Source organism: Diaphorobacter sp. LI3, from assembly GCF_022807955.1.
Lineage (GTDB): Bacteria > Pseudomonadota > Gammaproteobacteria > Burkholderiales > Burkholderiaceae_C > Diaphorobacter > Diaphorobacter nitroreducens.
Map to the genome: position 1 here is coordinate 2,116,544 of NZ_CP094346.1, position 13,029 is coordinate 2,129,572.

The following is a 13,029-nucleotide window of genomic DNA, read 5'->3' on the forward strand; positions in this document are numbered from 1 at the left end:
AAGACGGTTACTCAGTCGTTCTTCGAGACCGCAGGCTCCGAGGCCTGGACCACCACGCCCGAAGAGCTGGCGCGCTTTCAGGCCGCCGAGACCCAGAAGTGGGGCAGGGTGATCAAGGCCGCCGGTATTGAGGCGGAATGAGTGCGTCGGCGGGGTTGAAGGCGTTTTGGCCTTCAGCGCCCGCCCATCAAGCGCTAGTAGCTCCTATTTCAGGAGCGTTCTGAGCCGTCGTGCGGCGCGAACAGGTCCCAGGTGGCGATGAACAGTGCGGCGATCATCGGGCCGATCACAAAGCCCGTGAGCCCGAACAACGCCATGCCGCCCAAGGTGGAGATCAGCACCACGTAGTCGGGCAGCTTGGTGTCCTTGCCGACCAGCACGGGACGCAGTACGTTGTCCACCAGCCCGATGACGAATACGCCATAGGCGGTGAGGATCACGGCCTGCCCCGGCGCGCCGGTCGCCAGGAAGTAGATGGCCACGGGCCCCCAGATCAGGCTGGCGCCCACGGCGGGCAGCAGCGACAGGAACGCCATCAGCACGCCCCACATCACCGGCCCCTGGATGTTCAACAGCCAGAAGATCAGGCCGCCCAGGGCGCCCTGGGCGGCGGCCACCACGATGTTGCCCTTCACGGTGGCGCGGATCACGGTGGTGAACTTGATGGCCAACTGCTCCTTGTGCCGCGCATCCAGGGGGATGGCCTCGCGGATGCGCGCCGCCAGCCGCGCGCCGTCGCGCAGCAGGAAGAACAACAGGTAGAGCATGACGCCGAAGCTCACCACGAACTGCAGCGTGTTCTGGCCCACGTCCAGCGCCTTGGTGGCCAGGAACTGGCTGGCCTGGGCGCCGATCGTGGTCAGTCGGGCTTGCAGCTCCGCGCGGGTGGTGAGGTGAAAGCGGTCCAGCAGTTCCAGCATCCAAGGGGGCAGTGCGGCCAGCACCTGCTGCAGGTAGGCGCCGAAGTTCAGCTGCCCCGAGCGGGCGCGCTCGTAGGCCACGCTGGCCTCCTGCACCAGCGAAGCGCCAATCAGCGTGACCGGCAAGATCACGATCACCAGGCACACGCCCAGGGTGGCAAGCGCGGCCAGGTTGCGCCTGCGCGGCATGCGCCGCTGCAGCCGCCGGTGCAGCGGCGTGAACAGGATGGCGAGCACCACACCCCAGAAGATGGCGCCGTTGAGCGGCCAGAGGATGGCGCCAAAGGCCAGCGTCACGACGGTGAGCAGAAGCAGCAGGGTGCGGGACTGGAGCGTGGGCGGGTTCATGGGGGCGGTGGAAGGAGCGAAGCCCAAAATGTAAGCCACACACACGCCTGTCTTGATACACCGCTCGCCGCGCGCGCAGGCGTTCAATGGCACAATAGCGGCCGCAAACGAGGCCCTTCCCCTGCCACAGTCGCATCCGCCAACCGGTTCAGCCGTGACGCGGAAGGTTTGTTAACCAGCTAACGCTTCCTTCAGGGAAGTGGAGGTCAGCGGAATATGAGCGATCCGACATCCGTCTACCAAGCCTACCAAGGCAACACCTATCTTTTCGGCGGCAACGCGCCCTACGTCGAAGAGATGTATGAGAACTACCTTGCCAACCCTGGCAGCGTGCCAGACTCCTGGCGCGAATACTTTGACGCACTGCAACATGTGCCCGCGGTAGACGGCAGCAATGCCAAGGACGTTCCCCACCTGCCCGTCATCAACGCCTTCGCCGAGCGCGCCAAGGCCGGCGGCACCAAGGTCGTGGTGGCCAGCGCCGACGCCGAGATGGGCCGCAAGCGCACCGCCGTCCAGCAACTGATCGCCGCGTACCGCAACGTGGGCCAGCGCTGGGCCGACCTGGACCCCCTCAAGCGCACCGAGCGCCCCCAGATTCCCGAACTGGAGCCGTCGTTCTATGGCTTCAGCGATGCCGACCAGGAAACGGTGTTCGACGCGAGCAACACCTTCTTCGGCAAGGACAAGATGCCTCTGCGCGAGCTGCTGAACGCGCTGCGCGAGACCTACTGCGGCACCATCGGCGTGGAGTACATGTACGCCACCGACCAGGTGCAAAAGCGCTGGTGGCAGCAAAAGCTGGAAAGCATCCGCAGCAAGCCCAACTTCTCTGCCGACAAGAAAAAGCGCATCCTGGAGCGCCTGACGGCCGCCGAAGGCCTGGAACGCTACCTGCACACCAAGTACGTGGGCCAGAAGCGCTTCTCGCTCGAGGGGGGCGAGTCCTTCATTGCCGCCATGGACGAGTTGATCAACTCCGCAGGCGCGAAGGGCGTGCAGGAAGTGGTGATCGGCATGGCCCACCGCGGCCGCCTGAACGTGCTGGTCAACACCCTGGGCAAGATGCCCAAGGACCTGTTCGCCGAGTTCGACCACACCGCCCCTGAGGACCTGCCCGCCGGTGACGTGAAATACCACCAGGGCTTCAGCTCCGACGTCTCCACGGCTGGCGGCCCGGTGCACTTGTCGCTCGCGTTCAACCCCTCGCACCTGGAAATCGTCAACCCGGTGGTCGAGGGCTCCGTGCGCTCGCGCATGGACCGCCGCGGCGACCCCAAGGGTAAACAGGTGCTGCCCGTGCTGGTGCACGGTGACGCGGCCTTTGCCGGCCAGGGCGTGAACCAGGAAACCCTGGCGCTGTCGGAAACCCGCGGCTACACCACGGGCGGTACGGTGCACCTGATCATCAACAACCAGATCGGCTTCACCACGTCCGATCCGCGCGACCTGCGCTCCACGCTGTACTGCACCGACATCGTGAAGATGATCGAGTCGCCCGTGCTGCACGTGAACGGTGACGATCCCGAGGCCGTGTGCCTGGCCATGCAGCTGGCGCTGGATTTCCGCATGGAATTCGCCAAGGACGTGGTGGTGGACATCATCTGCTACCGCAAGCTGGGCCACAACGAGCAGGACACGCCGGCGCTGACCCAGCCGCTGATGTACAAGAAGATCGGTCAACACCCCGGCACGCGCAAGCTCTACGCCGACAAGCTGGCAGCCCAGGGTCTGGGCGAGACGCTGGGCGACGACATGGCCAAGGCCTATCGCGCCGCCATGGACGAGGGCAAGCACACGGTCGATCCGGTGCTGACCAACTTCAAGAGCAAGTACGCCGTGGACTGGAGCCCCTTCCTGGACCAGAAGTGGACCGATGCCGGCGACACCGCCATCCCGCTGGCCGAGTGGAAGCGCATCGCCGAGAAGATCACGACCATTCCGGAGACCGTCGCACCGCACCAACTGGTGAAGAAGGTCTACGACGACCGCGCCGCCATGGGCCGTGGCGAGGTCAACGTGGATTGGGGCATGGGCGAGCACATGGCCTTCGCATCGCTGGTGGCCTCGGGCTATCCGGTGCGCCTGTCTGGCGAGGATTGCGGCCGCGGTACGTTCACGCACCGCCACGCCGTGATTCATGACCAGAAGCGTGAGAAGTGGGACGAAGGCACCTACATCCCGCTGCAGAACGTGGCCGAGAACCAGGCGCCGTTCACGGTGATCGACTCCATCCTGTCCGAGGAGGCCGTTCTGGCCTTCGAATACGGCTACGCCTCCAACGACCCCAACACGCTGGTGGTCTGGGAAGCGCAGTTCGGCGACTTCGCCAACGGCGCACAGGTGGTGATCGACCAGTTCATCGCCTCGGGCGAAGTGAAGTGGGGCCGCGTGAACGGCATCACGCTGATGCTGCCGCACGGCTACGAAGGCCAGGGCCCCGAGCACAGCTCGGCCCGCCTGGAGCGCTTCATGCAGCTGGCCGCTGACACCAACATGCAGATCGTGCAGCCCACCACGGCCAGCCAGATCTTCCATGTGCTGCGTCGCCAGATGGTGCGCAACCTGCGCAAGCCCCTGGTCATCATGACGCCGAAGTCGCTGCTGCGTAACAAGGACGCCACGTCGCCGCTGTCCGAGTTCACCAAGGGCGGTTTCCAGACCGTCATCTCGGAGCAGGACGAAGCGATCGCCAAGAAGGCCGACAAGGTCAAGCGCGTGATCGCGTGCTCGGGCAAGGTCTACTACGACCTCGTGAAGAAGCGCGTGGAGAAGGAAGCTACCGACGTGGCCATCATCCGCGTCGAGCAGCTCTACCCGTTCCCGCACAAGGCCTTTGCCGCCGAGCTCAAGAAGTACCCGAATGCCACCGACATCGTGTGGTGCCAGGACGAACCGCAGAACCAGGGCGCCTGGTTCTTCATCCAGCACAACATCCACGAGAACATGCTCGATGGCCAGAAGCTGGGCTATGCCGGCCGCGCCGCATCTGCCTCCCCCGCAGTGGGTTACGCCCATCTGCACCAGGAGCAGCAAAAGGCCCTGGTGGAAGCCGCTTTCGCCAAGCTCAAGGGTTTTGTCCTGACCAAGTAAGGCCGCAACCCACACCTTCAGTACAGAACCCTCTTTGGAAAGAATCAAATGGCTATCGTAGAAGTCAAAGTCCCCCAGCTGTCCGAGTCCGTGGCCGAGGCCACCCTGCTGCAGTGGAAGAAGAAGCCCGGCGAGGCCGTGGCAATCGATGAAATCCTGATCGAGATCGAGACCGACAAGGTGGTGCTGGAAGTGCCCGCACCGGCCGCCGGCGTGATGGCCGAGATCGTGGTCGCCGACGGCGGCACCGTGGCCTCGGACCAGGTCATCGCCAAGATCGACACCGAGGGCAAGGCCGGCGCGGCCGCGCCGGCAGCTGCTGCCGCTGCACCGGCGCCCGCAGCGGCATCTGCCCCGGCGGCCGCTGCGCCTGCCGCTGCTGGCGGCAGCAAGGGCGACGTGGCCATGCCGGCCGCCGCCAAGCTGCTGGCCGACAACAACCTGTCGGTCGGCGATGTGACGGGCTCCGGCAAGGACGGACGCGTGACCAAGGGCGATGTGCTGGCCGCAGTGGCAGGCGGCGTGAAGTCGACGGCCGCCGTGATCCCCACCGGCGTGCCCACCAAGGCGCTGCCCCAGGTGGCGGCCCCGTCGTCCGCTGCTGATCTGGGCGAGCGCCCCGAGCAGCGCGTGCCCATGAGCCGCTTGCGTGCCCGCGTGGCCGAGCGTCTGCTGCAATCGCAGTCCACCAACGCCATCCTCACCACGTTCAACGAAGTGAACATGGCGCCGGTGATGGACCTGCGCAAGAAGTTCCAGGACGCATTCACCAAGGAGCACGGTGTGAAGCTGGGCTTCATGTCTTTCTTCGTGAAGGCCGCGGTGCACGCGCTCAAGAAGTACCCGGTGCTCAACGCCTCGGTGGACGGCAACGACATCGTCTACCACGGCTACTTCGACATCGGTATCGCCGTGGGCTCGCCGCGCGGCCTGGTGGTGCCCATCCTGCGCAACGCAGACCAGATGAGCTTTGCCGACATCGAAAAGAAGATCGCCGAATTCGGCAAGAAGGCGGCCGACGGCAAGCTGGGCATCGAAGAGATGACCGGTGGCACGTTCTCCATCTCCAACGGCGGCACCTTCGGCTCGATGATGTCCACCCCCATCATCAACCCGCCGCAGTCGGCCATTCTGGGCGTGCACGCCACCAAGGACCGCGCCGTGGTCGAAAACGGCCAGGTCGTGGTGCGCCCGATGAACTACCTGGCCATGTCTTATGACCACCGCATCATCGACGGCCGCGAAGCCGTGCTGGGCCTCGTGGCCATGAAGGACGCGCTGGAAGACCCGTCGCGCCTGTTGTTCGACCTGTAATTCCCACAGGGTTCGACGCATACGAAAACCCACCCCCGGCCCGGTCCAGCGGTGGGTTTTTTCTCATCACCAGATACTGTTTTTGAACCATGAGCAAGCAATTTGACGTCATCGTGATCGGCGCAGGCCCTGGCGGCTACATCGCCGCCATCCGCGCCGCCCAGTTGGGCATGAATGTGGCCTGTATCGACGAGTGGAAGAACGCCGCTGGCGGCGCCGCACCCGGCGGTACCTGCACCAACGTGGGCTGCATTCCCTCCAAGGCGCTGCTGCAGTCGTCCGAGCATTTCGAACATGCCAACCTGCACTTTGCCGACCACGGCATCACCGCCACGGGCGTGAAGATGGACGTGGCCAAGATGATTGCCCGCAAGGACAACGTCGTGAAGCAGAACAACGACGGCATCCTGTACCTGTTCAAGAAGAACAAGGTGACCTTCTTCCACGGCCGCGGCTCCTTCGTGAAGGCGGTGGACGGGGGCTATGAAATCAAGGTCACCGGCAAGGCCGAAGAAACGCTGACCGCCAAGCAGGTCATCGTGGCCACCGGATCCAACGCACGTGCGCTGCCCGGTGCGGCCTTCGACGAAGAGCAGATCCTGTCCAACGACGGCGCGCTCGCCATCGGCAGCGTGCCGAAGAAGCTGGGCGTGATCGGCTCCGGCGTGATCGGCCTGGAAATGGGCAGCGTGTGGCGCCGCCTGGGTGCCGACGTGACCATTCTGGAAGGCTTGCCCACGTTCCTGGGCGCGGTGGACGAGCAGATCGCCAAGGAGGCCAAGAAGGCCTTCGACAAGCAAGGCCTGAAGATCGAGCTGGGCGTGAAGATTGGCGAAGTCAAGACTGGCAAGAAGGGCGTGAGTATCGCCTACACCAACGCCAAGGGCGAGGCCCAGGCGTTGGAAGTGGACAAGCTGATCGTCTCCATCGGCCGCGTGCCCAACACCACCGGCCTGAACGCCGAAGGGGTGGGCCTGAAGCTGGATGAGCGCGGCGCCGTGGTGGTTGATGGCGACTGCAAGACCAACCTGCCCGGCGTGTGGGCGGTGGGCGACGTGGTGCGCGGCCCCATGCTGGCGCACAAGGCCGAGGAAGAGGGCGTGGCCGTGGCCGAGCGCATGGCTGGCCAGCACGGCCATGTCAACTTCAACACCATCCCCTGGGTCATCTACACCAGCCCCGAGATCGCCTGGGTCGGACGCACCGAGCAGCAGCTCAAGGCCGACGGCGTGAAGTACAAGGCGGGCACCTTCCCGTTCATGGCCAACGGCCGCGCGCGCGCCCTGGGCGACACCACCGGCATGGTCAAGTTCCTGGCCGATGCCGCCACGGACGAGATCCTCGGCGTGCACATGGTGGGTCCGCTGGTCAGCGAATTGATTTCCGAGGCGGTGGTCGCCATGGAGTTCAAGGCATCGAGCGAAGACATTGCGCGCATCTGCCATGCCCACCCCTCGCTGTCCGAAGCCACCAAGGAAGCGGCGCTGGCCGTGGACAAGCGCACCCTCAACTTCTGATAATTTGAGGCAAAAATGGCTGCCAGCGCTTGTGTGGCAAGCGCTGGCAGCTATTGTTTTTGAAGCATAGGGATAACATGCGGGTGAACGTCAGGCAGGCGTACGAGGCCGAGCTGGTCGCCAAGGGCTTCAAGAGCGATCCGGCCCAGTTGCGGGCCGTGGATGCACTGGAGCGTTGTGCCCAGGAATGGGGAGCGTACAAGCAACGCCGCTCCAACACGCTGAAGAAGCTCATCAACCGGCCCCAGGTGCCGCGGGGCGTGTACATGTACGGCGGTGTGGGGCGGGGTAAGAGCTTCCTCATGGACTGCTTCTTCAACGCCGTACCCATCAAACGCAAGGTGCGTCTGCACTTTCACGAATTCATGCGCGAAGTGCACCGTGAGCTGGCTGGCCTGCAGGGGACGCAGAACCCCCTGGATGTGCTGGGTGCGCGCATCGCCAAGCGCTATAAGCTGATTTGTTTTGACGAGTTTCACGTCGCGGACATCACCGACGCGATGATCCTGCACCGCCTGCTGGCGGCGCTGTTCGACAACGACGTGGGCTTTGTCACCACTTCCAACTTCAAGCCCGACGAACTGTACCCGGGCGGCCTGCACCGCGACCGCATCCTGCCCGCCATCGACCTGCTCAACGAGCGCATGGAGGTGGTGAACGTGGACAACGGCACGGACTATCGGCGCCGTGCGCTGGAGCTGGTCGAGCTCTACCACACGCCCCTGGGCCCCGCGGCTGACGCGGCCATGCAGCACGCCTTCGAGCAGCTGGCCGAAGTGCGTGACGAAGACCCGGTGCTGCACATCGAGGCGCGCGAGATCAAGGCCATCCGCCGTGCGGGCGGCGTGGTGTGGTTCGACTTCCGCGAGCTGTGCATGGGCCCGCGGTCGCAGAACGACTATCTGGAAATCGCCTCGCAGTTCCACACGGTGCTGCTGTCCAACGTGCCCTACATGCCTGTCAGCATGGCGTCGCCCGCGCGCCGGTTTACCTGGCTGGTGGACGTGCTCTACGATAGGCGGGTGAAACTCGTCGTCTCCGCCGCCGTGCCGCCCGAGCAGCTCTATACGGAAGGCCCCCTGGCGCATGAATTTCCACGCACCATTTCGCGCCTCAACGAGATGCAATCCAAGGAATTCCTGGCGCTTGAGCGGCGCGTCGTCGATACCGGACTGACCTGATGCCTGCACTGCCTTCCCGCTTTCTTGCCGCAGCCCTCCTGTGCGTGGGTGGTGCAGCGCTGCCTCCCCTGGCGGCGTGGGCTGCCGACGCTCCAGCGACCGATGCAGCGCAGGCGCAGCGGCAGCGCCAGACCCAGCGTGAGCACATCCAGGCGCAGCGCCGGGAGATCGAGGCGCAGCGTGAGCGTGGCGAGGCGGCTTGCTACCAGCAATTTGCCGTGGAGGATTGCCTGCGCAGGGTGCGTGTACAGGCACGTGAGGCCGACAACGTGCTGCACCGCCAGGAAGTGCAGATCAACGATGCGGAGCGCCGGGAGAAGGCGGGGCAACGCCTGCAAGCAATCGAGGAGCGCAAGCAGGAGCAACGCCAGAAACTGGAAGCAGGGGAGCGTCCCGCCCCGATGCGGGTGGCGCCCCGCAACGCGCCGCAGAAGCCCCGCGAGCAGGAGGCGCGCGACCGTGCGCAGCAGCAGAGCCGCCGCGCAGCCGAGCATGCGGCCGATGTGCAACGCCGTGAGCAAACACAGCCCCAGCGCATCCAGGATTCCCGCGCCCGCTACGAGGCCAAGCAGCAGAAAGCGCGTGAGCGCCGCGAACGCCTTGAGCGCCAGCAAGCCGAGGCGGCCGGCCGCAAGCCGTCGCCGGCATTGCCGCCGCCGGCCCCGGCCGCGAGCAGCGACCGTTGAGGGCCTCTTTAGGGCCCGGTGGACGCCACGGCCCATGCGGGGCCGTCTTCCACGCGCGTTTTAGGTGGCGGGTGTGAGTTGCGCCAAGCGTGGAGGCTTCTTTTCCTCTACCAGCGTTTCGATCTTCACGATGGCGAGCGACAGGTTGTCGCCGCCCCCGCGTGCGCGCGAGCGCGCCTTGTCGATGAGGAACTCGGTGGCCTCGCGCGGCGTCAGCGAATCCAGGACCGATGCCAGTTCCGCAGGTGAGAAGTAGTGCCACACGCCGTCGCTGCAAGCCAACAGCACGTCGCCCGGCTGCATCTGCGGAATCAGGTGGGTGGTAATGGGAGGGTCGCTCTCGGTGCCCAGGCAGCCGACGAGGATGTTGGAGTGGGGATGGGTGTTGGCCTCGGCTTCCGTGATCTCGCCACGGTCCACGAGCGCCTGCACATAGGAGTGGTCGCTGGTGCGGAACACCAGCCGCCCCCCCTGGAAGTGGTAGATGCGCGAGTCCCCTGCGTGGGCCCAGTGGCAATCGCCGCGTGGGTTGATCACGAATGCCGCGATGGTGCTGTGTGGCTCCTGTTCCGCGGAAATCGCGGTGAGGCGGATCACGATGTGCGCCTCCTCTACGATGTGCTTGAGCAGGGCGGCGGCGTCGTCCGTTTCTGGCGAATAGCGTTCAAACAACTGGCGCGCGGTGAGCATCACCTGGTCGGACGCCTTGCGCCCTCCGCTGCGGCCACCCATGCCATCGGCCACCACGCCCAGTACGCATCCATTGAAACGCGGGTGCGACAGCAGGGCGACCTGGTCTTGCTGGTACTCGCGGTCACCCTTGTGGATGCCGGTCGACGCAATGAGGCGGAACGCTTTGGTCATGGGATTGGAGCGGAGGACGAAAGGCCGCCTCGCAGTCGCGAAAGCGGGGGAGCCGCCTATTATGATCAACTCCCGGGCCTTGTCATCGCTGGTGCGTCTGCTTGTGTTTTTAGAGCATCACGGCCGGTGCAGGGCCATTCCTTTCTGACACTTCTTTTGGCCCACGGCGCATGTCCTTGAGCGATCTCGTCCTCCCGGTGTTTGCGCCCGACGGACCCCTGGCGCGTGTGCGGCCTGATCTGCGTTCCCGCCCGGGGCAGGCGGCCATGGCCCTCGCAGTGGCGCAGGCCATCAACGCCCGGGAGTCACTGGTGGTGGAAGCGGGAACGGGGATTGGAAAGACCTTTGCCTATTTGGTTCCCGCACTGCTGAGCGGCGAGCGTGTGCTCATTTCCACGGCCACCAAGACACTGCAGGACCAACTGTTGACGCGCGACCTGCCGCTGCTGCAGCAGGCGCTGGCGCTCCCGCTACGCGTAGCGGCCCTCAAAGGCCGGGCCAATTACCTTTGCCTTTACCGACTGGAGCAGGCGCGTCGCGACGGGGAGGGGCATGACGAAGCAGTCGCCCACGATCTGGCGTGTGTTGAGCGATGGGCCCAGTCCACGCGCAGCGGAGACCTGGAGGAGGTCCCCGGTCTGGATGAATACTCAGCCGCCTGGAGGCAGGTCACTTCGACGGTGGACAACTGCCTGGGTTCCATGTGCCCGCGGTTGCGCCAATGCCATGTCTACCGGGCACGGCACGACGCGCAGGCGGCGGATGTGCTCATCATCAACCACCACCTTTTCTTTGCGGACCTCGGTGCGCAGGGGGCGGGGGCCGCGCAACTGCTACCGGACACCGGGGTCGTGGTGTTCGATGAAGCCCATCGGTTGGCCGAGACCGCGGCCCAGTTCCTGGGCACGCATGTCAGCACCAGCCAGCTGCTGCAACTTGGGCAGGATGTGGTGGCGGCTGGGGCGCGGCATGCGCGCGGCGCTGCGGATTGGCAGGGGTTGCTCCAGCACCTGCGCCAGTGCGCGCACGCGCTGCGCCTGGCGGTCGCTCCGGGCGAAGATGCCGATGCAGCCGGCTCCCGCATCGCCTGGACGGGCGTCACACCCGAGGCCTTGGATCCGTCAGCCTGGGACGGTGCGCTGGAGGGAGTAGTGGCGGCACTCCGCGCGGTGCTGGCCGCACTGGACGGCGTGGCGCAGCACGCTCCCGATCTGGCCCACCTGCACAGCCGGACGGTCGCGTTGCTGGAGCGTGTACTGCATTTCTGTTCATCTGCGGAAGCTGGCACGGTGCGCTGGGTTGAATCTGCAGGTGCGTTGCGCATGGTGGAAACGCCCCTGGATGTGGCCGGCGCCCTGCGCACGCTGTGGAAGGGAAAGCCCCCCACGGAGGGTGCCTGGGACGAGAGCGACGAACCGCCTGCCGCGTCCGCACCGCGTTCGTGGATCTATACCTCCGCCACGCTGGGCGATGGCAAGGACCTGCGCTGGTTCACCGATGCCTGTGGATTGGAGGGCGCTCGTACCCTGCAGGTGCCTAGCCCCTTCGACTACGCGCGGCAGGCGGCGCTGTATGTGCCACCCGCACTCCCGCTGCCTTCCGACGCGGGGCACAGCGTTCAGCTTGCGCGCTGGGTGGGTGATGCCGTAGCACGGCTTGGCGGGCATACGCTGGTGTTGACCACCAGTCTGCGGGCGCTTGCGGTGATCGCGGATGAGCTATGCCGCCGGTTCGCGCCCGGCGGCGGCATCGAGGTGCTGGTGCAGGGACATGCCTCACGGTCGCGCATGGTGGAGCGCTTTCGTGCCCAGCTTGACGCGAGCGGCCGGCCGGCGGGCCATGTGCTCGTGGGGGCGGCGTCGTTCTGGGAGGGGATCGACGTGCCAGGCGAGGCCCTGCAGATGGTGGTGATCGACAAGCTGCCATTCCCCGCTCCGGGTGACCCGTGGGAGCAGGCGCAGGCACGGCGGCTGGCGGACCAGGGTGGCAACGTGTTCCGCAGACACGCCCTGCCATCGGCGGCAGTGGCGCTCAAGCAGGGGGCCGGCCGGCTGATCCGCAACGAGAGCGACCACGGCATACTGGTCATCGCCGACACACGCCTGTTGCACAAGGGCTATGGCAAGCCTCTGCTGCGGGCATTGCCCCCCATGCGGAGGCTGCATACGCAGGAAGAGTTCGGCGCGGCGCTGGATGCCCTTACCAGAACTTCCACCAGGGGTTCGCCTTCGCCTTGAATCCCGTCTGCGGCAGGCTGCTCTGGGGATAGGAAGCATCCATCACGCGGCGCGTGTCGTCACGCAGTTGCGTGAGCCCCAGTGCGTCGTACGACCGAACGAGGATGTACAGAGCCTCTTCCGTCGCCGGAACGTCCTTGTAGTCGGCAACCGCACTCTGCGCGCGGCTCACGGCGGCCACATACGCGCCGCGCTCATAGTAGTAGCGCGCCACGTGTACTTCGTACTGCGCCAGCGAGTTGACGATGTAGGTCATGCGCTGGCGCGCGTCGGGCGTGTAGCGCGACTCGGGGAAGCGGGTCACCAGTTCGCGGAAGGACTCGAACGAGTCCTTGGCGGCCTTCTGGTCACGCTCCGACAGATCCTGGCGCGAGAGCCACGAGAACAGGCCCAGGTTGTCGTTGAAATTCACCAAGCCTTTGAGGTATAGCGCATAGTCGTACGCGGGACTGGCGGGGTGCAGTTTCATGAAGCGGTCCAGCGTGGCAATAGCCTGCGCCTTCTCGCCGCCCTTGTATTGCGCGTAGGCCTTTTCCAACTGGGCCTGTTGTGCCAACGGCGTGCCGGCGGCGCGTCCTTCCAGCTTTTCCAGCAGCGGCACGGCTTTGTCGTAAGAGCCGCCATTGAGCTCGTCGCGTGCTTCCGAATAAATCTTGTCGGTGCTCCAGCCAGCGGTCTTGTCTTCAGGCGTGCTGGAGCAGGCAACCAGCAGGCCGGCGGCGAGCAGGGCAGAAATCAAAGGCAGGGGAAAACGCGGCATGGCGGCAGCTCTTGGATTAAGGGTATGCGACGGCGGCGGCACCTCCATGGAGCGGCCGCATGGCGCCATTGTAAGGATGCTGCGCGCGGGGCCCTGAGCAAGCATGGGA

At 65.5% G+C, this 13,029-nt stretch carries 9 protein-coding genes and 1 pseudogene; 7 read left to right on the plus strand and 3 right to left on the minus strand.

Translation table 11 applies throughout. From position 1 onward, the window contains the following. Positions 1-15: 15 nt before the first annotated feature. Positions 16-141: pseudogene (locus MRB47_RS09850) on the plus strand (tripartite tricarboxylate transporter substrate binding protein); the annotation flags it as partial. A 68-nt stretch (positions 142-209) separates the two neighbouring features. Here MRB47_RS09850 and MRB47_RS09855 read toward each other — a convergent pair. Continuing rightward, positions 210-1,268 (minus strand): AI-2E family transporter, encoded by a 1,059-nt coding sequence (locus MRB47_RS09855; protein WP_015913425.1) that lies wholly within the window; start codon positions 1,266-1,268, stop codon positions 210-212. Positions 1,269-1,484: 216 nt separating this feature from the next. Here MRB47_RS09855 and MRB47_RS09860 point away from each other — a divergent pair, with 216 nt between their 5' ends. The 5 genes from MRB47_RS09860 to MRB47_RS09880 all read left to right on the plus strand — a co-directional run bounded on the left by MRB47_RS09860 (position 1,485) and on the right by MRB47_RS09880 (position 9,059). Further along, positions 1,485-4,361, plus strand: coding sequence for a 2-oxoglutarate dehydrogenase E1 component (locus MRB47_RS09860; RefSeq protein WP_011805085.1), 2,877 nt, complete (start codon positions 1,485-1,487; stop codon positions 4,359-4,361). 48 nt (positions 4,362-4,409) lie between these two features. Then, complete coding sequence (gene odhB, locus MRB47_RS09865) at positions 4,410-5,675, plus strand: 2-oxoglutarate dehydrogenase complex dihydrolipoyllysine-residue succinyltransferase (RefSeq protein WP_015913423.1); 1,266 nt, start codon at positions 4,410-4,412, stop codon at positions 5,673-5,675. 89 nt (positions 5,676-5,764) lie between these two features. Further along, complete coding sequence (gene lpdA / locus MRB47_RS09870) at positions 5,765-7,192, plus strand: dihydrolipoyl dehydrogenase (protein WP_252100581.1); 1,428 nt, start codon at positions 5,765-5,767, stop codon at positions 7,190-7,192. An 83-nt stretch (positions 7,193-7,275) separates the two neighbouring features. After that, the gene (zapE, locus tag MRB47_RS09875) at positions 7,276-8,373 is read left to right on the plus strand and encodes a cell division protein ZapE (protein ID WP_252102613.1); all 1,098 of its coding nucleotides are present in this window, start codon (positions 7,276-7,278) and stop codon (positions 8,371-8,373) included. Next, positions 8,373-9,059, plus strand: a complete 687-nt coding sequence (locus MRB47_RS09880; RefSeq protein ID WP_252100582.1) for a hypothetical protein — start codon at positions 8,373-8,375, stop codon at positions 9,057-9,059. The genes zapE and MRB47_RS09880 overlap by 1 nt, the downstream gene beginning before the upstream one ends. 60 nt (positions 9,060-9,119) lie before the next feature. Here MRB47_RS09880 and MRB47_RS09885 read toward each other — a convergent pair whose 3' ends face one another. Beyond that, the gene (locus MRB47_RS09885) at positions 9,120-9,923 is read right to left on the minus strand and encodes a PP2C family protein-serine/threonine phosphatase (protein ID WP_011805090.1); all 804 of its coding nucleotides are present in this window, start codon (positions 9,921-9,923) and stop codon (positions 9,120-9,122) included. 170 nt (positions 9,924-10,093) lie between these two features. Between MRB47_RS09885 and MRB47_RS09890 the strand changes: the two genes are divergently transcribed. Then, positions 10,094-12,160, plus strand: a complete 2,067-nt coding sequence (locus tag MRB47_RS09890) for an ATP-dependent DNA helicase (protein WP_252100583.1) — start codon at positions 10,094-10,096, stop codon at positions 12,158-12,160. Here MRB47_RS09890 and MRB47_RS09895 read toward each other — a convergent pair. Next, a complete protein-coding gene (locus MRB47_RS09895; RefSeq protein WP_252100584.1) occupies positions 12,123-12,920 on the minus strand; it encodes an outer membrane protein assembly factor BamD in 798 nt (265 codons plus the stop codon). The genes MRB47_RS09890 and MRB47_RS09895 overlap by 38 nt on opposite strands. Between the last annotated feature and the right edge of the window lie 109 nt (positions 12,921-13,029).

Coding starts and splice junctions, on each gene's coding strand:
- MRB47_RS09855 (WP_015913425.1), bottom strand. CDS start 1,268: ATGAACCCGCCCACGCTCCAGTCCCGCACCCTGCTGCTTCTGCTCACC.
- MRB47_RS09860 (WP_011805085.1), top strand. CDS start 1,485: ATGAGCGATCCGACATCCGTCTACCAAGCCTACCAAGGCAACACCTAT.
- odhB (WP_015913423.1), top strand. CDS start 4,410: ATGGCTATCGTAGAAGTCAAAGTCCCCCAGCTGTCCGAGTCCGTGGCC.
- lpdA (WP_252100581.1), top strand. CDS start 5,765: ATGAGCAAGCAATTTGACGTCATCGTGATCGGCGCAGGCCCTGGCGGC.
- MRB47_RS09880 (WP_252100582.1), top strand. CDS start 8,373: ATGCCTGCACTGCCTTCCCGCTTTCTTGCCGCAGCCCTCCTGTGCGTG.
- MRB47_RS09885 (WP_011805090.1), bottom strand. CDS start 9,923: ATGACCAAAGCGTTCCGCCTCATTGCGTCGACCGGCATCCACAAGGGT.
- MRB47_RS09890 (WP_252100583.1), top strand. CDS start 10,094: ATGTCCTTGAGCGATCTCGTCCTCCCGGTGTTTGCGCCCGACGGACCC.
- MRB47_RS09895 (WP_252100584.1), bottom strand. CDS start 12,920: ATGCCGCGTTTTCCCCTGCCTTTGATTTCTGCCCTGCTCGCCGCCGGC.